Origin of the sequence: Clostridium sp. NSJ-49 (assembly GCF_014287725.1) — a bacterium.
GTDB classification, from domain to species: Bacteria; Bacillota; Clostridia; order Clostridiales; family Clostridiaceae; genus Clostridium; species Clostridium disporicum_B.
This window is the reverse complement of the sequence record NZ_JACOOP010000010.1, coordinates 1-23458: the sequence shown is the minus strand read 5'-3', so window position 1 is coordinate 23458 and position 23458 is coordinate 1. Positions and strand designations below refer to the sequence as shown.

The 23458-nt window shown below is 27.9% G+C and carries 25 protein-coding genes and 2 riboswitches; of the genes, 22 read left to right on the top strand and 3 right to left on the bottom strand.

All coding sequences use genetic code 11. The features are described 5' to 3' along the window. The first annotated feature begins 29 nt into the window (after positions 1-29). The 7 genes from H8S10_RS05240 to H8S10_RS05210 all read left to right on the top strand — a co-directional run bounded on the left by H8S10_RS05240 (position 30) and on the right by H8S10_RS05210 (position 5558). Entirely contained in the window at positions 30-281 is a 252-nt protein-coding gene (locus tag H8S10_RS05240) for a hypothetical protein (protein ID WP_186838140.1), read from the top strand. 249 nt (positions 282-530) lie between these two features. Next, complete coding sequence (locus tag H8S10_RS05235) at positions 531-1655, top strand: glycosyltransferase (RefSeq protein WP_055264721.1); 1125 nt, start codon at positions 531-533, stop codon at positions 1653-1655. Between the two features lie 64 nt (positions 1656-1719). Further along, complete coding sequence (locus H8S10_RS05230; RefSeq protein WP_186838139.1) at positions 1720-2106, top strand: desulfoferrodoxin; 387 nt, start codon at positions 1720-1722, stop codon at positions 2104-2106. Positions 2107-2215: 109 nt separating this feature from the next. Then, the gene (nagZ, locus tag H8S10_RS05225; RefSeq protein ID WP_186838138.1) at positions 2216-3433 is read left to right on the top strand and encodes a beta-N-acetylhexosaminidase; all 1218 of its coding nucleotides are present in this window, start codon (positions 2216-2218) and stop codon (positions 3431-3433) included. A 141-nt stretch (positions 3434-3574) separates the two neighbouring features. After that, complete coding sequence (locus H8S10_RS05220; RefSeq protein WP_186838137.1) at positions 3575-4408, top strand: mechanosensitive ion channel domain-containing protein; 834 nt, start codon at positions 3575-3577, stop codon at positions 4406-4408. A gap of 202 nt (positions 4409-4610) precedes the next feature. Continuing rightward, positions 4611-5126: a flavodoxin domain-containing protein gene (locus tag H8S10_RS05215; protein ID WP_055264708.1), complete on the top strand. Its 516-nt coding sequence runs from the start codon at positions 4611-4613 to the stop codon at positions 5124-5126. Between the two features lie 204 nt (positions 5127-5330). Next, positions 5331-5558, top strand: coding sequence for a hypothetical protein (locus tag H8S10_RS05210; protein WP_055264709.1), 228 nt, complete (start codon positions 5331-5333; stop codon positions 5556-5558). 188 nt (positions 5559-5746) lie between these two features. Here the strand turns inward: H8S10_RS05210 and H8S10_RS05205 are convergent, their stop codons facing one another. Next, positions 5747-5956, bottom strand: a complete 210-nt coding sequence (locus H8S10_RS05205) for a cold-shock protein (RefSeq protein WP_055264710.1) — start codon at positions 5954-5956, stop codon at positions 5747-5749. 168 nt (positions 5957-6124) lie between these two features. Here H8S10_RS05205 and H8S10_RS05200 point away from each other — a divergent pair, with 168 nt between their 5' ends. Together H8S10_RS05200 and H8S10_RS05195 are read left to right on the top strand one after the other, a co-directional pair. Beyond that, positions 6125-7360: an NAD(P)-dependent oxidoreductase gene (locus H8S10_RS05200; protein ID WP_186838136.1), complete on the top strand. Its 1236-nt coding sequence runs from the start codon at positions 6125-6127 to the stop codon at positions 7358-7360. Positions 7361-7446: 86 nt separating this feature from the next. Then, positions 7447-7546: riboswitch (purine riboswitch) on the top strand. 307 nt (positions 7547-7853) lie between these two features. Then, complete coding sequence (locus H8S10_RS05195; RefSeq protein WP_186838135.1) at positions 7854-8429, top strand: xanthine phosphoribosyltransferase; 576 nt, start codon at positions 7854-7856, stop codon at positions 8427-8429. Positions 8430-8540: 111 nt separating this feature from the next. On the opposite strand, the gene H8S10_RS05190 is transcribed toward H8S10_RS05195, so the two are convergent. Beyond that, positions 8541-8780, bottom strand: a complete 240-nt coding sequence (locus H8S10_RS05190; protein ID WP_055268307.1) for a hypothetical protein — start codon at positions 8778-8780, stop codon at positions 8541-8543. 71 nt (positions 8781-8851) lie between these two features. Next, positions 8852-9847 (bottom strand): serine hydrolase, encoded by a 996-nt coding sequence (locus H8S10_RS05185; protein WP_186838134.1) that lies wholly within the window; start codon positions 9845-9847, stop codon positions 8852-8854. Positions 9848-10091: 244 nt separating this feature from the next. Between H8S10_RS05185 and H8S10_RS05180 the strand changes: the two genes are divergently transcribed. The 13 genes from H8S10_RS05180 to H8S10_RS05120 all read left to right on the top strand — a co-directional run bounded on the left by H8S10_RS05180 (position 10092) and on the right by H8S10_RS05120 (position 23296). Continuing rightward, complete coding sequence (locus tag H8S10_RS05180; RefSeq protein ID WP_186838133.1) at positions 10092-10769, top strand: response regulator transcription factor; 678 nt, start codon at positions 10092-10094, stop codon at positions 10767-10769. 88 nt (positions 10770-10857) lie between these two features. Then, positions 10858-12249 carry a HAMP domain-containing sensor histidine kinase gene (locus tag H8S10_RS05175; RefSeq protein WP_055268313.1) on the top strand — a complete coding sequence of 464 codons (1392 nt, stop codon included), beginning with the start codon at positions 10858-10860 and terminating at the stop codon, positions 12247-12249. A gap of 67 nt (positions 12250-12316) precedes the next feature. Beyond that, a complete protein-coding gene (locus tag H8S10_RS05170; RefSeq protein ID WP_186838132.1) occupies positions 12317-12961 on the top strand; it encodes an HAD family hydrolase in 645 nt (214 codons plus the stop codon). Between the two features lie 131 nt (positions 12962-13092). Then, entirely contained in the window at positions 13093-15282 is a 2190-nt protein-coding gene (locus H8S10_RS05165) for a stage V sporulation protein D (RefSeq protein WP_055268317.1), read from the top strand. An 11-nt stretch (positions 15283-15293) separates the two neighbouring features. Continuing rightward, positions 15294-16490, top strand: coding sequence for a putative lipid II flippase FtsW (gene ftsW, locus H8S10_RS05160; RefSeq protein ID WP_186838131.1), 1197 nt, complete (start codon positions 15294-15296; stop codon positions 16488-16490). Positions 16491-16815: 325 nt separating this feature from the next. Further along, positions 16816-17718, top strand: coding sequence for a DUF5685 family protein (locus H8S10_RS05155; RefSeq protein WP_055268322.1), 903 nt, complete (start codon positions 16816-16818; stop codon positions 17716-17718). A gap of 1 nt (position 17719) precedes the next feature. Next, entirely contained in the window at positions 17720-18340 is a 621-nt protein-coding gene (locus H8S10_RS05150) for a J domain-containing protein (protein ID WP_055268324.1), read from the top strand. Between the two features lie 95 nt (positions 18341-18435). Next, positions 18436-18978, top strand: a complete 543-nt coding sequence (locus tag H8S10_RS05145) for a DUF2232 domain-containing protein (protein WP_186838130.1) — start codon at positions 18436-18438, stop codon at positions 18976-18978. Positions 18979-19064: 86 nt separating this feature from the next. Beyond that, positions 19065-19913 carry a DegV family protein gene (locus H8S10_RS05140; RefSeq protein WP_186838129.1) on the top strand — a complete coding sequence of 283 codons (849 nt, stop codon included), beginning with the start codon at positions 19065-19067 and terminating at the stop codon, positions 19911-19913. A 207-nt stretch (positions 19914-20120) separates the two neighbouring features. Further along, on the top strand, positions 20121-20408 hold the full coding sequence (locus H8S10_RS05135) for a DUF503 domain-containing protein (RefSeq protein WP_055268330.1): 288 nt from the start codon (positions 20121-20123) through the stop codon (positions 20406-20408). Between the two features lie 91 nt (positions 20409-20499). Then, positions 20500-20719: riboswitch (SAM riboswitch) on the top strand. Between the two features lie 116 nt (positions 20720-20835). Continuing rightward, positions 20836-21798: a methionine ABC transporter ATP-binding protein gene (locus tag H8S10_RS05130; protein WP_186838128.1), complete on the top strand. Its 963-nt coding sequence runs from the start codon at positions 20836-20838 to the stop codon at positions 21796-21798. 13 nt (positions 21799-21811) lie between these two features. Then, positions 21812-22447 carry a methionine ABC transporter permease gene (locus tag H8S10_RS05125; protein ID WP_055268346.1) on the top strand — a complete coding sequence of 212 codons (636 nt, stop codon included), beginning with the start codon at positions 21812-21814 and terminating at the stop codon, positions 22445-22447. Positions 22448-22477: 30 nt separating this feature from the next. Continuing rightward, positions 22478-23296: a MetQ/NlpA family ABC transporter substrate-binding protein gene (locus tag H8S10_RS05120; RefSeq protein WP_055268334.1), complete on the top strand. Its 819-nt coding sequence runs from the start codon at positions 22478-22480 to the stop codon at positions 23294-23296. Positions 23297-23458: the final 162 nt, after the last annotated feature.

Below are 23458 nucleotides of genomic sequence, written 5' to 3'. Positions count from 1 at the left end.
GGATAAGAAAATGTATGAGGAGATAGGGTATGGTATTAGTAAGTTGTCCATTAAAGCAAGATGATATAGTTAAATTAATAGAAGAGCATAGAATAAATGGCGAAAAGGTATTTGCTTTACATAATAGAAAAGGAGTAAATCTTTATTTCGATTCTAAAATTGAAAATGATGAAGAAGCATCTTTAATAATTAAAAAAATAATAAAGTCTTATAAATATAGTAGTGCATTAATGTATAATGTTGTAACTTGTGATGGAGAAAAAATAAATTGGTATAAATAGATAGAATCAAATTTAGGATATCTTAAGAATATATTAAGATATATTTAAAGAAAAATAGGGGATTAAGGTGATATAATAGGTTATGGTATTATCATAGATAATAGAGCTATGTATGAAATGCGTAGTAAAGTTATTAAAAATGATATATAATATACAAACGAATATTTATCACAATTAAAAGTATACAAAATTGATAAATACATAATTTTAGAAATGTATTTAGATATTAGAAGAGGGAGCATGCAAAAAATGAATATACTGATTTTATCAGCATCCACTGGTGGAGGCCATATGAGAGCTTCAAGAGCTATAGAAAATTACATGAGTGAGCATGATAAAAGTGCAAATGTTAAAATCGTAGATAGTTTATTATATATTAATCCAATATTGAATAAAACAGTAACAAGTGGATATGTATATTTGGCAACAAAGACACCAAAAATATATGGTAAAATTTATGAACTAACAAATAAAGAAGATCGTTGGATTAGTTTTGTCAATAGATTAAATTATTTATTTGCAAATAAATTGTTACCGTTAATTGATGAATTTAAACCGGATGTTATAATTACAACACATCCATTTCCAACAGAGATGGTATCAATACTTAAAGCAAAAGAACTTGTAAATATACCATTAGTATGTATAATGACAGATTATGCGCCACATAAAACGTGGGTAAACCAAAAAGTTGATGCATATATAGTTTCAAATGATGATATGGTTAAAGAAATGAGCAAAATAGGTGTTAGGGAAGAGGTCATATATCCATATGGTATTCCTATAGAGCAAGTTTTTTTTGAAAAAAAAGATAAGGATTTAGTATTAAATGAGTTAGAGTTAAATCCAAATCTACCAACAATATTAATGATGGCAGGAAGCTTTGGAGTAACAAACGTTTTTAAAATATATGAAGATATAATTAATATAGATAGAGAATTTCAGGTAATTGTTATTACTGGAAAAAATCAAAAGTTGTATGATGAATTTGCTAAAGTAATAAATAAGAGTGAAAAGCATACAAAATTAATATATTTTACTGATGAAGTTAACAAGTTTATGCAAGCAGCTGATATTATAATAACTAAGCCAGGTGGTTTAACAATTACTGAAGCTTTAGCATCTAATATACCTATGGCAATATTTGATGCTATACCAGGACAAGAAGAGGAAAATGCAGAATTTTTAATAAATCACAATATGGCAATTAAATTAGAAAAAAATCAAAGCTGTGATAAGCTAATAGAAGAATTATTAATGAACAAAGAAAAATTAAATAATATGAAAGAAGCTTGTAGATCTTTTGATAAAAATGATTCATCTAAAAATATTTGTGCATTAATAAATGAATTAGTTGAAAATAGTAAAATGTAGTATTAATAGATAGGTGGTGTAATATATATAGTATTGGTTAATTGATTTTAATGGGGGTTATTAAATGACAAAAACGAATGCTATTTACAAGTGTAATATATGCGGAAATATAGTTGAGGTATTACAAGAAGCTCCAGGAATGCTAGTATGTTGTGGGAAGCCAATGCTTTTAAAGGATGAAAGAACAAAGGAAGGTGTTGGAGAGAAACATATACCAGTAGTAGAAAAGAAAGATGCTGGAGTATTTGTTAAGGTTGGAGAAGTTGAGCATCCAATGCTTCAAGAGCATCATATTCAGTGGATAGAAGTTTTAACTGATACAGAAATTTATAGATTAAATTTAAAACCAGGAGATAAACCAGAAGGATTATTTAATGTAGATTACGATAATATAGTTTCAGTAAGGGAATATTGTAATTTACATGGTTTATGGTCTATTAATTTAAAATAAAGCAACAATTGTGTACTTAGAATAACTAGGTACACTTATTTTTTTGATTAAAGTAAAGATAAAATGTTAATATATAATAAGTATAATTTTAATTTAAAGAGGTATAAGAATGAGAAGTATTAAAATTTTTATGATATCTGCATTTATGATATTATTAATGGCAGGCTGTGGGGGAGATAGTATAAAGGAAGAGAGTAGTAATGAATATAATACTGAAAAACATACTGAAGAAACTAAAGAATTAGATAAAATAAAGGAAAAGATAAATTCTATGACGCTAGAACAGAAAATTGGCCAACTTTTTATAGTAGGTTTTGAAGGAGATATAATAAATGATGAAATTATAGATCTTGTAAAGAATCAAGAAGTTGGAGGGCTTATATATTTTTCAAGGAATGTTGTAGATTCAAATCAAATAATAACTTTAAATAATGAAATAAAAGCTATAAAAAAAGATATTCCTTTATTTATATCTGTAGATGAAGAAGGAGGAGTTGTTTCAAGAGTTCCAGATGAATTCCTAAAACTTCCTTCAAGTGGATACATAGGTAAATTTGATGATGAGAATTTAAGTTATAATATAGGGAGTATTATTGCAAAAGAATTAAAGAATCTTGGATTTAATATGGATTTTGCTCCAGTACTAGATATTGATAGCAATCCAAATAACACAGTAATAGGGGAAAGAGCTTTTGGTAATAATGCAGATATCGTTTTAAAATTAGGAATAAAAACTATGGAAGGGTTAAGAGATGGTGGAATAATTCCCGTAGTAAAACATTTTCCAGGTCATGGTAACACAGATATTGATTCGCATTATGGATTACCTATAGTTACAAAAACATTAGAAGAGCTTAATAACTTAGAGTTTATTCCGTTTAAAAATGCTATAGAAAATGGTGCAGATGTAGTTATGGTTTCAAGTATAATATTATCAAGTATAGATAGTGAATATCCAGCAACTATGTCAAAGAAAGTTACAACTGATATTTTAAGAAATAAGTTAAATTTTGATGGAGTAATAGCGACAGATGATATGACTATGGGGGCTATCATGGATAATTATAATTTGACAGATGCTGTCATCATGGCTATAAATGCAGGAAATGATTTAATACTTGTTTGCCATGGATATGATGATATTATAAAATCAATATCAGCTGTTAAAGATGCTGTTAGTAGTAATATTATATCAGAAGAAAGAATAGATGAAAGTGTATATAGAATCTTAAAATTGAAAGAAAAATATAGAGTAAATGATGATATAATAAGTAATGAAATTGATATTGAAGGTATAAACTTAGAAATAAATTCTTTACTTAACTAAGAAAGATTATAGATATATTGATTTGGAAGTAATTGTTATTGAAAAAAATTCTTTTTTAAATTAATGTATAAAAGAAAGCTATTAATAATAGGCGAAGAATTAAATTATAGTTAAAAGTAGCAAATGAAAAATGGAGGAAGTATGACGATGCAGTTAGAAAAAATATTGGACTTTTCAGTTAATTGGATTTTGACTGAAGGAGTTAAGATAGGAATAGGTCTTTTAGTATTATCTATTGGATGGAAGTTAATAAAAAAATTTAAAAAGTTTATAAATTCATTAATGGATAAAAAAAATGTAGATAAGACTTTAGGAAATTTTTTAGATACTTTTATAGAAGTTGTATTAAAGATTTTATTGATAATGATCGTTATGGAAATTGTAGGACTTAAAGCAACAGGATTAGCAGCACTGTTTGCATCAGCAGGATTAGCTATAGGGCTTGCACTTCAAGGAAGTTTATCAAACTTTGCTGGAGGAGTAATAATTCTTTTAATAAGACCTTTTAATGTAGGTGATTATATTGAAGGAGCAGGACATTCAGGAATAGTTGAAAAGATAAGTATATTTTATACTTGTTTAGTTACTCCAGATAATAAACAAATATTAATTCCAAATGGAGCCTTAGCTAATGATAGTATAGTAAATTATTCTTCTAAAGATACAAGAAGAGTAGATTTGGTTTTCAGTGTATCTTATGATGATGACATATTTAAGGTAAAAAGAATTCTTACACAAGTTGTAGAAGCTAATGAATTGATATTTAAAAATCCAGAGCCATTTATATCAATAAATGAACATGGTGAAAGTTCTATAAATTTTGTTGTAAGAGCATGGTGTAAAACATCTGATTATTGGACAGTTCATTTTGATTTGTTAGAGAAGGTTATGGTTAAATTTAATGAAGAGAATATAAGTATACCTTACCCACAAATGGATTTACATTTAAAAGATGGGAAAATACAAGGAAATTAATGATATATAATTAAAGAAAAGATTATTGCATAACTATAAAATGCAATAATCTTTTTTTATTATATTATAAAAGTGCAAAAGTTATAATTTAAGGAATTATATAATATAAAAAAACATAATAATTAACATTATATAATTTATATTTATAAGATATATGTTTTTATAAAAAATGAAATAAATTAACTATGGGGTGAATTGAGAAATGAAAACTTTAATTATATATGGGAGTAACCATGGATGCGCAAAAAAATGTGCAGAGCTTTTAGAAGAGAACTTAAAAGGTGAAGTAGATATTGTTGATATAAGAAAAGATATAACTCTTGATTTAAATAATTATGATAAAGTTGTAATTGGTGGATCTATTTATATGGGAAAAATTCAGAAAGAGATAGAAGAAGTGTGTGAAAGTTATTGCGATAATCTTAAAGAGAAAAAATTAGGATTATTTATTTGCTGTATGAATGAAGAGAATGTTGAAAAACAAATTAAAGATAATTTTCCGGAAAAGTTGATATTATCTGCAAAAGTTCAAGGGTACTTTGGAGGGGCTTTTAATTTTAAAGATATGAACTTTTTTGAAAGGTTTATAATTAGAAAAGTATTTAAATCGTTAGCAAATACTAATGATAAATTTAAAGGGATTGATATGAAAAAGTTTGTTGACATGATTGAAAGAGAAAATATCGAGAACTTTGCAAAAGCAATGAACGAGATTTAAATATAGGAAGATAAGTTATGTATAATAAAAGATAAATTTCATATAATAACAATATAGCCAACTAACTTTTGCTTTTAAAGTTATAGGTGGTTATGGGGCGTTGCAGGACAAAATGCAACGTCTTTTAATTTGCTTAAAAAAATGGTAGCACATACATAAATCTAAACGTATTATAACAGTAAAAGGTATAAAGTGGAGGAATGTATGGACGCTTATCAATTAATAGGACTTCTTCAAAGAAAAATGCAAGATCCTAGGTTTGCAAGTAAATTCAATCAATTAGCAGATGAATTAAATTCTATACCAGGTTTACAACAAAAAGTAATGCAAATTGTTCAAATCGATAATGAAAAAAAGAGACAAAAAGAACTAGATAAATTACCGGCTAGAGCAAAAGCTATTGTTAAAGAGTTATTAGAAATGTTAAGATAATTACTTAAAATAATAAGTAAAAAAAGTGTGAATCACTTTTTGAGTTAAGAGTGAAGAGTTAAAAGTGAAAAGAGTTTAGGATGAAACTGCTATGCAGTTTCTAAATTTTAAAGTCAGATGTGTTAACTTTATTCCTAAACCATTAACTCTACACTCTTAACTTTTAATCAAAAAAAATGTAAAGCAATTTAAATTTTTTGTACATTTATGGCCATAGGACCTTTTTCTCCTTCACCAATTGAAAAAGATACATTTTCTCCTTCATGTAAATCTTTATCTGTTCCTTTTTCTTTTACTTGAGAATGATGTACAAAAACATCTTGACCATCATTTGCAGAAATAAATCCATATCCTTTCTCTTGATTAAACCATTTTACAGTACCTGTGTAGCTTGACATAAAATCTCTCCTTATTGTATAAAAAATATAATGAATCATTAAATAGTGTTTGATTTAAAGATATTAATTATACGTAAAGATAAAAGTGTAAAGTTAATGTGTTGGATTTATTCTTAAAGATGATATAATAAATTTAAAAATCATATAGAAATATTAGGAGGATAAAATTTGAGTAGTCACGTATTAGAAGAAGCTAGAAAGTGTCTTGGATGTAAGAAGCCGAGATGTACGGCAGCATGTCCAGTAAGTACAGAGATACCAGAGGTAATAAGATTATTATTAAGTGGAGATATAGATTCAGCAGGAGAAAAATTATTTAATAATAATCCGTTATCGGTAATTTGTTCACTTGTGTGCCCTCATGAAAAACAATGTGAAGGTAATTGTGTTTTAAATGCAAAAAATAATCCAGTACATTTTGGAGATGTAGAAAATTATATATCTGATTTTTATATACATAAAGCTTTTACTAAGTCAAAAATAGATAAAGAAAAGAGAGTAGCCATTATAGGATCGGGCCCTGCAGGAATAACAATTTCAATATTATTAGCTCAAAAAGGTTATAATGTAACAATTTTTGAAGCTCATGATAAGATAGGTGGAGTTTTAAGATATGGTATACCAGAATTTAGATTATCAAGAGATATATTAGATAATATAAAAGAAAAACTTGTAGAGATGGGAGTTAAAATACGTCCAAATACTATGATAGGGCCGTATATAACAATTGATGATTTATTTAGAGATGGATATAAAGCTATTTTTATAGGAACGGGTGTATGGAATCCTAGAACATTAAATGTTAAAGGGGAAACACTTGGACATGTTCACTATGGAATAGATTATTTAAAAAATCCCGATGTTTATGATTTAGGGGATAGAGTTACTATTATAGGAGCTGGAAATGCTGCTATGGATGTAGCTAGAACAGCTATAAGAAAAGGCGCAAAAGAAGTATATGTAATGTATAGAAAAGGTGAGATAGATGCTCCAGCTGAGAAATTAGAAGTAGAATATGCAAAGCTTGATGGAGTAAAATTCCTTTATTATAAAAATCCTTTAGAAATTTTAGATGAAGGAATAAGATATATAGAAACTAAAGAAGTTTTTGATGCTGAAGGAAATAGAAGTGTAATTGAAGATAAAGGTAAAGAAGGCGTATTTAATACTAATTCAGTAATAATTGCAGTAAGTCAAGGGCCAAGAAGTAACATCGTCTCAACAACTAAGGGGATAAATACATTACCTTCAGGATTAGTACATGTGGATGAATATGGCAGAACATCTAGAGACGGGGTTTTTGCTAGTGGAGATGTAGTTACAGGGGCAAAAACTGTAGTAGAAGCGGTAAGATTATCTAAGAAAGTTGCGGAAGCTATTGAAGAATATGTAACTTCAAATTAATATTTAGTATGAAAATTTATAAGATAATTAAATGTATTTGAGAAAATTAAATAAAGGAATATATTTTTAGTTAAATATATGTTATAATTCGTTTATAATATGAAGCTCGTATAAATTCGGTAATTGGTCCGAAAGTTTCTACCTGCTAACCGTAATTGGCAGACTACGAGGTATGTTATTTTAGTGTATAAATTTCTATTTATTATAGATTTTTGACTTAAATTAACCACCTCAAGTTTTTTTGAGGTGGTTTTTTCATTACTTTAATAATTAAATTAAAGTATACAGGTTTTTCTGTTTTTTTATTTATAAAAATATAGAAATTTATTTTAAGGTTTAAATATTTATAAGTATTATAGTTAGATATGTTTAAAGAATGAATTTATATGATACGTGATTATTTCTTTAGCAGTATTAAGAATTAATTGTAGTAGCTCTAATACTTAAATTTAACATTGACTTAAGAAAAAATAGAAATTGGAAGGTGTATATTATGAAAAATTTGCGTAGAAAGATATTAAAAGAAGGACAAGCGTTGAGCGAAAATGTTCTTAAGGTTGATTCGTTTTTGAATCATGGAGTTGACCCAGAACTTATGTATGAGATTGGAACTCATTTTAAAGATTATTTTATGCAGAAGAATATAACTAAAATATTTACAATTGAAAGCTCAGGAATTGCTCCAACGGTGATGACAGCATTACAAATGGGAATACCAATGGTAACTTTAAAGAAGCAAAGTTCAAAGATACTAAATGGTGAAGTATATCAAACTTTAGTACATTCTTTTACAAAAGGTAGTGATTATGAGTTAACTCTTTCAAAAAAATATATAAGTGAAGATGATAATATATTAATTATAGATGATTTTTTAGCAAATGGAGAGGCTGCATTAGGAGCTGCAAGATTAGTAGAAATGGCAGGAGCGAAGGTTGCAGGAATAGGAATAGTTATAGAGAAATCTTTCCAACCAGGAAGAGAAATGTTAAATAAAAAAGGGTATGATGTATATTCATTAGCTAGAGTAGCTAAGTTAGGTAAAGGAATTATCGAGTTTATAGAAGAGTAGAAAATAATATAAAGATGTCTCAAAATAAATTATACTAAGATAGTTAAATTTATTTTGAGACATTTTTTTAAATATAAGTAATATACAATCAAAACTTTATTTGTAAAAATATTATTTTGATTTATTTGATGAAGGTCTTGGTTTAGAGTTTCTTTTATTTATAAGAGAAGAAATAGCAAAGCCTATAAATAGAGTTATTAGAGGAAGTACCATCCAAAACATATTATCCGTTAAAATAAATAATATGAAGGCTATTATTACACCAATTGTAAGACCTGATACAATTCCATAGTATAATATTTTTTCAGCTTGCTCATTGCGTTTTGATTGTTTATTTTTCTTTTTACCCATAAATACTCTCTCCTTTTATTACATAATATACCATATTTTAATTATAATATATTACAAATCCTTTTAAAACATTAATAAGTTAAATTGTTATATTGATATAGAGCATTTGATATATTGGCAATTTTTTCTTCTGCATCTTCAAGATCATGTGTGTATAAAATAATTATGTAAGGACTATTATCAAATACAATGCCAACATCATGTATGTATGTATCATAAGTTCCAATTTTATGTGCAACGATATTTTCATCTATGTATTTAGTTAGTCGGTCATTATATTCTGATTGAGTTAAGACTGACAACATATGTTTAAAGTTTGGATAATAACTATATTCATAGATACATTTCAATATTTCATATTCAATAGCAGGAGTTATTATATTTTCAGATGAATTAAAGTCTATTTTAAGTAATTTATATAAATTTTTACGAACTTCTTCATGACCACCAAGATAACGACCAAGCATATTTGTAGCAATATTATCAGAATATATAAGTGATAGGTCAAGTAATTCTTGAATGCTATAAGAATCAATGTAATATTCATATTGTAAAATGCCTGTACCTTCTTCATAATCTTCAGGTAAATATTCAATATATTCATTTAAATCTAATTGACCAATTGAGTTTAAGTAGTAAGCGTATAAATTCAAACCAACTTTGTATGTGCTTGCTGCAATAAATTCCATATTATCATTTATATTGATACAAGTATTATTTTCCAAATTATAATAAATTAATCCAATATTATCTATTTCATCACCAAGATATATTTTTATTCTATCATCAATTAAATAATTGTTATTAAAGAGTATACCTAATCTTTCAGAATAAGATAAAGATGTATAATCTAAACTAGATATAGACAGTGTAGTTACACTATCAGAGTCAGGTGAGTTAGAAGAAATAATTCTAGAAGATATATTATCTTCTATTGTAGAATTTACTTCACTTATATTATTTTGAGATGATAAAAAGCTATAGATAAAAAAAGACGATAGTAAGAGTATAGTAAATAATATAGTTAATGTAGATATTTTTCTTTTATGATTTCTCTTTATTTTCAAATTTGTCACCCTTCCTAAAGTGGTATGTTTGTATTTTAATAAATTTATGTAGATAAAAAATGAATTGTATTATAAAGATAAATGAATAAAAGTGAAAAATATATTGATTAAATTCAGATAAATTTCAGATTGAGGTGATAAACTAGCGCAATTAGATATTATAAAATTTAGGTGAATTAGATTAAAGATAAGACCTATATGATAAAATAGTACTTAATGTAAAAAAGTTTTGTGGAGGAAAGTCATGAATAGTAGAATTTTAGTAGTAGAAGATGATAATCAAATACAGGAATTAATAGTAGAGTTTTTATCATCACAAGACTATATTGTAGATACGGCATCAGATGGAATTGAAGGATATGAAAAGTTTAAAAATGGAAATTATGATTTAGTTATTTTAGATGTAATGATGCCAAAGCTTGATGGATATGGATTATGCAAAATGATAAAAAGGTTAGATGAAAATGTTCCTATAATATTTTTAACTGCTTTAGGTGATGAGGAAAGTGAAGTGAGAGGGTTTGAGCTTAAAGCTGATGATTATATTTCAAAACCATTTTCTTTTAATATATTAATAAAAAGAGTAGAAGCTGTTTTAAGAAGAAATAAGAAAGAAAAAAATGAAAGCGATATTTTAGAATTTGAAAAGCTAAGATTAGAATTGCAAACATTTAAAGCCTATGTTAATAATGAGGAAATTGAGCTTACCTTAAAGGAATTTAATATATTAGCTTTAATGATTAATAGCTATCCAATGGTAGTATCAAGAGAGATGTTAATAGAAAAAATATGGGGTTATGATTACTTCGGAGATACAAGAGTTATTGATGCTCATATGAAAAATATAAGAAAAAAAATACAAAAGGATTATATAAAGACTATAAAGGGTGTAGGATATGTTCTTGAAAAACAAGTGGAATAATCTAAGTATAAAGAAAAAAAACTTTATATGGAGTGTTCTCATTATAATTATTTCGTTTACTTTGCTATATGGTGGGATATATTTATTTATGCCTAAGGTATATGAAAATTATAAATTAAATAAGATTTATAGCAGTATAGAGGAACTAAAAACCACTTTAGAGGAAACTGAAGATTTAGATTTATCAGTTACATTAGATAAGTTTTCATATGACAATAATTTAGACTTAATTCTTGTTAAAAAGGATAAAGAAAATAGGATAGTTTCAATTGTGTATAGTTCATTTAGAGAATGGATAAATGATCCAGGAAAAATACCATTCTTAAAAGAAGAGGAATTACCACCTCATATTTTGAAACGTTTTAAATTAAGCCAAGATGAAGTAAATGAGGCAGTATATAAACCTATAAATAAAAAAGGAAGTTTAAATATTGAAAATGATATAACAATACGTAGTTTAAAAGGAAAGTATTCTCTAATAGTTCATGTAGCTGTAAGTCCTATTGATGAAGCAGCTACAATTGTTGCATTATTCTTCCCATTTGCAATAATAACAATAATTGTTATAGCAATTGCTATCTCAACATTTTATTCTATACAGATAAGTAAGCCATTAATAAAAATAAATGATGTAGCTAAAAAAATGTCTAACCTTGATTTTGATAATGTAATAGAGATTAAAGGGGATGATGAAATAGGGCAATTATCAAAAAGCTTAAACTTAATGAATGAAAACTTAAAAAATTCTTTTAAAGAGTTAGAGCATGTTAATTCTAAGCTTACTGAAGAAATAGAGTTAGAGAGAAAAATAGAAAAGCAAAGAAGGGAATTTATTGCAACAATATCTCATGAACTTAAATCACCTATTACAATTATTAGTGGACAAATAGAAGGAATGATTTATAAAATTGGAAAATATAAAGATAGAGATAAATACCTTAAAGAATCTTATGATGTAGTACAAAAGATGAGAGAGCTTGTACAAGAATTGCTAGATATGAGTAGGAGAGAAGACCAAAAGTTAAAGTGTATTTTTGTTAATATGAATTTATCGATGTTAGTTGAAGATATATTAAATGATTTATATTATTTTTGTGAAGATAAAAATATAACTTTAGAAAAGCATATTGAAGAGAGCGTTTATATAAATGGGGATATAAATTTATTAACAAGAGCAATAACAAATATAATAAAAAATAGTATTGTACACTCACCTATAAATGAAAAAGTTATTATTAGCTTAAATAAGAAAGAATTAGCAGTTCAAAATACAGGTGTAAATATACCTGAAAATGAAATTGAAAATATTTTTGAAGCATTTTATAGAGTTGATAAATCTAGAAATAGAAAAACTGGTGGTACTGGATTAGGGCTATATATTGTTAAAAGTATATTAGATCAACATAAAAATATAAAATATTCAATATACAATAAAGATAATTCGGTTGTGTTTTATATGAGATTCGATGATAATAATTAATAAATTATATGATATAATACATTCTAAGTGATAATAGATTATATTTTAATTAAGGATGGTATTATTAATGATAAAAAGTATTATATTTGATTTAGATGGAACATTATTAAATACAATAGAGGATTTAGCAAATGCTTGTAATTATGTATTAACTACTTTAGGATATAAGACTCACGAAGTAGAGAAGTATAAAACTTTTGTTGGAAATGGAAGATATAAGCTTGTAGAAAGAATGTTGCCAGAAGATAGAAGAGATATGGAGAATATAGAGAAGGCATTAAAATTATTTGATACTTATTACGAAAAACATATGATAGATATGACAAAGCCATATGATGGTATCATGGAAATGTTAGATAGTTTAATTAATAGAGGAATTAATATAGCTGTAGTTTCTAATAAACCTCATGAATTTACAACAGAAGTTGTTAAGAATTATTTTGGAGATAGATTTAAGGTTGTATATGGACATAAGAAAAATACTAAAGAAAAGCCAGATCCTTGGGCTGTACTTGAAGTGATTGAAGAGTTTAATGTGAATAAAGACGAGTGTCTTTACATAGGTGATTCTGAAATTGATATAAATACAGCTAAAAATGCAGGTGTTAAATCTGTTGGTGTTGAATGGGGATTTAGAGGAAAGGGAGAACTTGAAGCCGCGGGGGCAAATTATATAGTGAACAAACCAGAACAAATACTAGAGATACTGTAAAAAGTATCTCTTCTTTTATGTTTAGGTATTTATATTTTTACTAAAAAGCAATATAATATAAGATAGTTAAATAAAGTAATACTTGGCAGCGGGGTTATGCTCATGGAAGATATTGAATGGAGAGTTAGAAGATGAAGACAGTTAAGGAAAAGAAGAAAAAAAGAGTTGTAAAAAGTAATGCAATGAATAGGTTAGCGGGTATTGGTACTTTAATATGTTTAATTTTCTTACTTTTAGTTATAAGGTTAGGTTACATAGTATTTGTTAAGGGAAATGAATATAAAGATAGAGCTGATACTCAATGGAATCAAGAGATACAAGTAACAGCCAAAAGAGGAAATATATTAGATAGAAATGGAAAGTACATTGCTGCATCTGCAACAGTATATAGAGTTGACTTTGATATAGAAGCTCTTTTAACTGAAGCAACAGAAGAAGAGATAGATGTAAAAGAAATTGCTCAAAGTTTAGCTGATACATTAGATATGACTAGAGATGAGGTTCTAGAAATAATTGAAAGCGGACAACCTTATCCAAATTTAATTAGAGGAATTGAGCAAAGTAAAGCAGATGAAGTTAAATCTCTTAATATATATGGAGTAACAGTTAGTAATGATGTAAAAAGATATTATCCTAATGGACATTATTTAGCACAAGCTTTAGGAAGTGTAAATACAGATGGACAAGGATTAACTGGAATTGAATTACAATACGATAATTATCTTTCAGGTGTTCCAGGGTTAAAGATTGAGGGGGTAGATAGTAATCAAAATACTATGCCTTTCGTACCATATAAATTTACACCGGCCATTGATGGAAAGGATGTTGTCCTTACTATAGATGAAAATATTCAGTATTTTGCTGAAAAAATAGCTCAAAAAGGTTTAGATGAAAATAAAGCTAAAGGGGCTTCGGTAGTAGTAATGAATCCAAACACAGGAGAGATTTTAGCAATGGCTAGCAAGCCAGATTATGATCCGAATGAACCTCTAGAAGGATATGATAGTTTTGAGGGAACAGATGACAATGAAAAAATACAATCAATGTGGAGAAACAATATTGTAAGTAATGCATATGAACCAGGATCTACATTTAAAGTTATAACTATGATAGCGGCTATGGAGGAAGGAGTTGTTTCTGAAAATGATACCTTTAACTGTACAGGAAGTGTAAATTTTGGTGGAACAGTAGTACATTGTTGGGATTTAAATGGACATGGAGTACAAACTTTGCCAGAAATATTGAAGAATTCTTGTAATCCAGGGTTTATGGCATTAGGGGAGAAGTTAGGAAAAGTAAAATTAAATGAATATATAAAAAAATTAGGATTTGGTACAGAGACTGGAGTAGATTTGCCAGGAGAAGCTGTAGGTATAGTAAAAGCTACAGAGGAGATTTCAGAGATAGATTTAGGAACAATAGCTTTTGGACAAACAAACTCCGTAACAATAATTCAGCTGATGACCGCTTTTAATGCTATAGCTAATGGTGGAGATTTGATTCAACCACATATAGTGAAGGAAATATCACATACAGATAATAATGGAAATACAATCGTTGATGAAGTTATTGAGCCTACAATAAAGAGAAATGTCTTATCTGAAGAAAAAACATCCATACTTAGAGGGTATTTAGAAAGAACTGCCACTCAAGACGGAGAGCCTGGTTCTTTCGTACAAGGATATGATATTGGGGCTAAGAGTGGAACTGCAGAAAAGTATGATGCAGCTATAGGAGGATATTCTAATACTAAATATATTGCATCAATGATAGCATTAGCACCAGTTGAGAATCCGGAAATTACTGTTTTTATATCTGTAGATGAGCCTAGTACAGGAAAATATTATGGTGGACAAGTAGCTGCTCCGTTGGTTAAAGAATTATTTAAAATGATTTTTGATTATATAGAATCACCTCTTGCTAACAATGAATATAGCTTAGCTAGAGATATAATAGTTCCAGATGTAAGAGGAATGAATAAAGTTGAAGCAGAAAAAGTTCTTGAAGATAATGGGTTAACTATTAAGATAAATGGTAAGGGAGATAGTATTGTATCTATGGATCCTTATCCAGGAACAACAGTTAAAGAGGGTGCAGAGATAGAACTTTCAACACGAGGAAGTAATATTGATAAAAAAGTTGTAGTTCCTGATTTAAAAGGTAAAACTAGAGAAAATGCAAAGGCTCTTTTGGAAAATTTAGGTTTAACATGTACTTTTGAAGGGGAAGGCGATGTGTATTATCAGAATACACCTAAAGGTACCGTGGTAGAAAAGGGTTCTTTAATAAAGTTAACTCTTAAAAAAGAATCAGAGTATTAAGAGGTGTAATTATGAGTACTATAGATTTGCAAAAAAGAATTAAATATAATAAGAGTAAAAAAAAGAAGAAAAAGAAGACTAAAATAACTATTGATAGAGATAATGGAGTATACGTAGCGGTAATATTATTAGTTTTAATTGGATTACTTCTAGTATTTACATCCAGTTCTTATTATGCATTATATGAACAAGGTGATTTGTATTTCTTTATAAAAAAGCAAGCAATTTGGGCTGTGATAGGTCTTGGCTTTATGAGCTTTTTTGCTAGAGTTGATTATCATTTTTTAAGAAAGTTAACTTGGCCTTTAGCTATTGGTACATTAGGATTGCTTGTATTAGTATTAGCTATAGGTAAAGAGATAAACGGAGCTAAAAGATGGCTTGAGTTTGGAGGATTATCAATACAACCATCAGAAATAGCAAAATATGCAGTAGTATTTGTTTTAGCTCATGTCATTGTGAAGATGGGAAAAGAAATTAAAACTATAAGCAAAGGGATTGTTTTACCACTAGCAATTGGAGCAGCTTTTGCTGTATTAGTTTTAGCTGAGAAAAACTTGAGTATTACTGTGGTTATAACCCTGGTTACTTATTTTATGATAATGGTTGGTGGAGCTAATATTAGAGTATTGATAGGGTTAATACCAGTCGGATTTTTAGCAGGACTTGGATTAATTGTAATTGAGCCATATAGATTAGAAAGATTAACTACTTATTTAAATCCATGGGCAGACCAATCAGATTCTGGGTACCAATTAGTTCATTCACTTATGGCTATAGGATCAGGTGGTGTAACTGGACAAGGGTTAGGTAATTCAATGCAAAAGGCTTTATATATGCCTGAACCTCATAATGACTTTATATTTGCAATTCTTGCAGAAGAGTTCGGATTATTAGGATGCATATTTGTAATAGGATTATTTATATTTTTTATAATTTCAGCAATAAAAGTTGCTATGAGAGCAAAAGATATTTATGGTAGATTACTTGCTATAGGGATAACTTTAGTTATAGCTATTCAAGCAATAATTAATATTGCTGTTGTAACAGGGTCGATACCTGTAACTGGAGTACCGCTTCCTTTTATTAGTACAGGAGGTACATCATTACTTATAAATTTAGTAGCTATGGGAGTGCTTTTAAATATAGCAAAGCAAGGAAAGAAGAGTAAAGTAGATGCTGAAGATAAGATAAGAACAATAAAATAGAGCAAATTTTGATTGATTAAAGAATAAAATCTTTAATCAATCATTTTTTATAAAAAATTTCCTAGGAAATTAAATAAAAGTAGATTTTAAATAGTCTAGATAGTGAATTAGTAAATAGGCTTATTAAGCTGATTTAAAATAGGAGGATAAAATTAGTCCTTTTGATATTGATTTAATTAAATAACATAATATAAATTTAAAGATTATGTAAATATATATTGAATAACCTATTTTTGTGAATTTTACCTGATAAAAGTATAAAATTTATTTGATGGATTAACATAATAAGTTATAATACTAATATAAATATTTAGGGAGTGATTTTTTGTTTGGATATGTAACTCCACTTAAGCCAGAGATGAAAATAAGAGAGTATGAAACTTTCAGAGCATACTATTGTGGTGTATGTATGCATATTAAAGAGAATTTTGGAAATATACCAAGAATGACTTTAAATTATGATATGACTTTTTTAGCCATGCTTTTAGATGCACTTCATAATGAAGGACCAAAGTTTGAAATGAAAAGATGTATAGCTCATCCTCATAATAAAAAGCCTATGGCCATAAAAGGGGAAGCTTTGTCATATGCTGCAGCTATGAATGTTAGCTTAATTTATTATAAGCTTATAGATGATATAAATGATGATAAGAGTATTAAGAGTAAGATAGGAGCAATGGTTTTATCTCCTTATAAAAAGAAATTTAACAGAAATGTTACAAGGGTAAATGATATAATAGAAGAAAATTTAAATAAACTATCTCTATTAGAAAAAGAGAAAAATTTTAATTCTATAGATGAAATATGTGATCCTTTTAGCTTAATAGTAGCTAATATACTAAAGTTTTATCCAGAAGAAATAGATAATGATTCTGAAGAGCTAAGAGATAATCTTTATAGTTTAGGTTATGCTATAGGAAAATGGATTTATGTAATAGATGCTTTAGATGATTTAGAAGAGGATATTAATAATGATAAGTTTAATCCTATAAATTACTTATATAATAAGGAGAATAAGCCATATAAAGAATTTATTCAAGAAATAAAACCGAGAATAGAATTTACAATATTAAATTGTGGCTATAACTGTAAAGAGTCTTTAGAAAGATTACCATTAAAGAGAAATAAAGAAATACTAGAAAATATAATTAGTCTTGGTATGATGGATAAGTATACTAAGATAGTTGAGAATTGTAATTGTAAAAGTAGCAAGAAAAGAGGTATATAAAATGAATCCATATGAGGTACTAGGGGTAAAGCAAGGAGCTTCCCAAGAAGAAATTAAGGCAGCTTACAGAAAGTTAGTTAAGCAGTATCATCCAGATCAATATGGAGATAATCCACTTAAGGATTTAGCGCAAGAGAAATTAACAGAAGTTAATAAAGCTTACGATATGCTGAAAAATGGTGGAGGAAGTACTGGAAGTAGCTATAACTCAAACTATAATAATAATTCAAATTCAAGTTACAGTGGGGGATATAGCAATAATGTAGCTGATTATGCTGAAATAAGAAGACTTATTCAGATGAGAAATAATATTGAGGCAGAGAGAAGATTAAATGCTATGGCTAATAGAGATGCAGAATGGCATTTCTTATATGGAGCAGTTCAGCTTAATAAAGGATGGTTTGATTCAGCTCTTAGCAATATTGAAAAAGCATGTCAGATGGACCCTAATAACTTTGAATATAGACAAAGTTTAAATCAGTTAAAGATGAGAGGTGGAGGATATGCAAATCCTTATAGAACTTCACAAGGAGGAGTAGATGCATGTACTTGCTGTAATAACCTTATATGTGCTGACTGCCTTTGTGAGATGATGGGTGGAGATTTAATAGGGTGTTGTTAAAGCGTGAAAAAACCAATTTATATAGTAGTTATTGATAAGTAAAAATAGTAAATATAAATTAGAAGGTTTGAGTTAATGAAAGGAGAGTGTATTAAATGAAATCTAAAGAAATAACATTAGGAGGAATAATGGTTGCATTAACTAGCATTATTCTATATTTAACTTCATTGATACCAATCAATACATTAACTATATTAACAGTAGCTTCAGCGATAATACCAATATGTATTATAAGAAGTGATGTTAAGACTGCTATTTTTGTATATATAGCTTCAGCGTTAATAGCGTTTTTCATTGTACCAATTAATATAAGCATGCTTTATGCCATATTTTTTGGTATATATGGTATTATAAAATTTTTCGCGGAAAGAAATAGGAGTAAGTTTGAAGCTTTATATAAAATAGGCTTTTTTAATATAGCATTTATAGTGGGATTTATCTTATTTCAAAATGTATTAGGAATAAATATTTTAAAGGGTGTAGAAGAAATACTTTCAAGATTTATAAATGGAGATATTAAGGTTATAACTTTTGCATTATTTTTAATAGTGGCCAATTTAGCTTTTTTAGTGTTTGATTATGCATTAACACTTATAATAAGTTTTTATATGGAGAGAATTCACAAAAAAAGCAGGTAGAAATAGTAATTGTCAAAAAATTAATATGGTTAATTTGAATTTAATATGATATATTTATGATATCGTTTAAAGTAGGGGGAAGTAATTTGCAAAAGATAGCTATAATAACTGATAGTGGATGTGACTTAAGTCAAGAAACTATTAAAGAGAATAACATACATGTACTACCATTTAGAATAATCTATAGTGATAGAGAGTTCTTAGATAAAGTGACAATAAGTGAAGAGAAAGTATATGAAGACTTAGCAAATGGAATTATTCCAACAACTTCATTACCAGATTTACAATATACAGAAAATATTATTGAAAAGCTAAAAAATGAAGGATATACTCATGCCGTGGTAGTTACTGTATCAAGTAATTTATCAGGTACATTTAATAGTATACAGCTACTTTGTGAAGAACACCCTGAGCTTACATATCATTTCTTTGATACAAAAACTTTGGGATTCCCCGTTGGAGCTATGGCTTTAGAGGTGGCTAAACTTATAAAAGAAAAAGCTTCTTTTAAAGAAATTGTAGACAAGCTACCAAGTATAAAGGAAAATGTAAGTGCTTATGTTACATTTAATACATTAGAGTTTTTAAAAAGAGGCGGAAGAATAGGAAAGGTGGCAGGAACTGTAGGAGAAATTCTCCACTTAAAACCTATTATTTCATCAGATGATGAAGGACAACTTTATCCATTTTGTAAAGTAAGAGGGAGAAAGAAATCTATATCTAAATTAAAAGAGATATTAAACTCTTATTTAGATGAAGGTAAGTGTAGAGTTTGGGTACTAAATGGTGCAGCTCTAGAGGAAGCCAGAGCATTTTTTGAAGAAATTAAGAATTACCATAATATTAGCAAAATCTCGTTTGAAACTATAGGTGCAGCTATGGGAGTGCATACATGTCCAGGTGCAATTGGATTATGTATAAAAAAAGAATATTAATACATATAAGTAATAAAAATTAATAGTATATACATAGAAAAGCGTGAAAATGAAAAGTTCACGCTTTTTATTAATTTAATCTCTTAAATTAATTTGTTTATATATATAAGAGATAAGTAGTTTAATAAAATAATATAAAAGTTATATGAATATTGTAAAAAGGAAAAACTACAATTATAGAATAATAGGAAATTATGAGGTGATGTTTTGAAAGTTCTAGTGTTAGTGATTAAGTTAAGAGCATCTTGGGTACATTCATTAAAAGAAAAACGTATGATACTTTTAAGTATAACTAAAAGATTAAAAAATAAATATAATGTATCTGTAGGGGAAGTAGGAGAACAAGATACACATAAAATTATTCAAATTGGAATTTCTCAAGTAGCAACTTCTAAAGATGTGCTATATGCTTCAAAAGAAGATATAATCACATTTATAGAAGAGAATTGTGAGGCAGAAATAATTGATATTGAAGAAGAAATTATAGATTTTTAAAAAAATGCAAGTTAAAGCTTTGGAAATATATTGACATCAAGGGAAATAAAGTATATATTTATAATATCAAATAAATTAAAATTAAATATTTTTCTTATCAAGAGTGGTGGAGGGACTGGCCCTGTGAAACCCGGCAACCTGTTAATAGTTAACAGTTATTAGTTAATAGTGAAGAGTTTAGTAATAATTATAGAAAGTTATTATTAAGAAATTACGAAAATATTTCATATAAAACTCTAAATTTTAAACTTTTAATTTTTAACTGTATTCGTGGTGCTAATTCCAGCAGCTGTAGAGCTGATAGATGAGAGGGTAAATTAATAGTGACTTATTTCGCACTTGAGTTTATTCTCAAGTGCTTTTTTAATGTTTTAAAACTAAGTTTTACAATAATGGAATGGTGTTATTCTAAAAAGAGGTGATATGAATGATTAAAATAAGCAATATAGAAAAAAACTTTGGAGATACGAAAGTTCTTAGGGGGATTACTTTAAATATTAATGAAGGTGAGATTTATGGACTTATTGGACATAGTGGAGCTGGTAAATCAACATTGCTTAGATGTATTAATGGATTGGAAAACTATAATGACGGTTCAGTAATTGTTATGGGGAAAGAGGTAAAGGATCTTAAAGAAAAAGATAAAAGAGAGTTTCGAAAAGATTTAGGAATGATTTTTCAAGGTTTTAATCTTCTTAAAAGAAAAACTGTATTTGAGAATATTTCATTACCTCTAGAAGTTTGGGGATATAAAAAAGATTATATTAAAAAAAGAGTGGACGAGCTTTTGGAACTTGTTGGATTAAGTGATAAATCTAAAAGTAAGCCATCAGAACTAAGCGGTGGGCAAAAACAAAGAGTAGCTATAGCAAGAGCCTTAGCTTTGGAGCCTAAAATTCTTTTGTGCGATGAAGCTACATCAGCATTAGATCCTAAAACTACTAAAGATATTTTATCGCTTTTAAATGATATAAATAAAAAATTAGGAATTACTATAGTAGTTGTTACTCATCAGATGGAGGTTATAAAGCAGATATGTGAAAAGGTAGCTCTAATTGATGGTGGGGTATTAGTAGCAGAGGGAAAAGCTGATGATATATTCTTAAAACCAGGTATCTCACTAAAGAAATTCTTAGGAGAAGATGATGATGATACTTTATCTCATGAAGGAGTAAATATAAAATTATTCTTTCCAAGTAAATCTTCAGAAAATGCTCTTATAACAAAGATGGCAAGAGAACTTAATATAGATTTCTCAATAGTTGGTGGAAAGCTTGAAAAGTTTAGAGATGAAGTTTTAGGAACTTTAACTATAAATATTAATAAAGAAGATAGAGAAGCTGTTATGAGCTATTTATCAAATAAAGATATTATATTGGAGGTGTTATAGGGTGGATGCAAAAATGGTAAATATAATAATAAAGGAATTAGGTGCAACAGTATATATGGTGTTTTTCTCAACATTATTTGCAACTATTCTAGGATTTGTTTTTGGAATAATAGCAGCTATTACTTCCCCAAGTGGATTAAAGCCGAACAGAATAGTGTACAAGATTCTTGATACTATAATTAATGTACTAAGAAGTTTTCCTTTTATTATTTTAATAGTTTTTATAATACCGTTGACAAGAGCTATAGTAGGAAAATCTATAGGAAATACTGCGGCTATAGTTCCTTTAACGATAGCTGCAGCACCGTTTGTAGCAAGAATAATTGAATCTTCATTAAAGGAAGTAGATCCAGGAGTAATAGAGGCAGCTAAATCTTTTGGAGCATCAGATAGTCAAATTATATTTAAAGTAATGCTTAAGGAAGCTGTTCCAAGTATTATTTCAGGATTAACTTTAACGATTATTAGTGTTATAGGATATTCGGCTATGGCTGGAAGTGTTGGAGCAGGGGGACTTGGAAAGGTTGCAATAACATATGGTTATCAGGGATTCCGAACAGACTATATGGTAACAACAGTAATCATTCTGATAATAATAGTTCAAAGCTTACAAAGCTTAGGAAATTATTTATATAAGAAATTAAATTAGAATTAAAAAATATTGAGGGGGCAAACAAATATGAAAAGAAAATCAATTTTATCATTAGTATTAACAGGAGTATTAGCTATATCACTTATAGGATGTGGAGGAAGCAATTCATCATCAAGTGATGATAAAACTATAAGAATTGGAGTATCACCAGTTCCGCATAAGGAGATTGTTGAACAAGCTGTAGAAGAATTAGAAGATAAAGGGTATACAGTAGAAATAGTTGAATTTGATGATTATGTATTGCCAAATACAGCAGTGGAAGAAGGAGAATTAGATGCGAATTATTTCCAACATATTGCATATTTAAATACGTTTAATGAAGAAAATGGAACACATCTTACGTATACAGCTGAGATTCATTTAGAACCAATGGGGGCATTTTCTAATAAGTATAAGTCTGTAGATGAAATTGAAGATGGAGCAACAGTAGCAGTTCCAGATGATTCTAGTAATGAAACAAGAGCTTTAAGAGTTTTAGAGGCTGCAGGACTTATAGAACTTGCGGAAGGTGATATATTAAAGGTTACTGATATAGTTTCTAATCCAAAGAACCTACAATTTAATGAGTTAACTGCAGCAAGTTTACCAAGAGTATTAGAAGAGGTAGATATAGCTGTAATAAATGGTAACTATGCTTTAGAAGCTGGATTAGATGTGAATGAAAATGCATTTTATTCAGAGGATAAAGATAAAGATTCATTAAAGGAAAGAAGAAACGTATTAGCTGTTAAAGAAGGTACTGAGAATAGTCAAAAAATAAAAGATTTAACAGAAGCGCTTACTTCTGATAAAGTTAGAGATTTTATAAATGAAAAATATAAAGGGGCAGTTGTTCCAGTATTTTAATAATTAAAAATGATAAATGGCAAGGGGCTGTATCAAAAAAAATTTGATATTTGCCGATAAAGAAAAGGAAGTTCGAATTTGAACTTCCTTTTTTGCGCATAGTAATAATATGAAAAACTTCACAAAAAATGTGATTCCTATGCAACAAATAGGATTTGCATT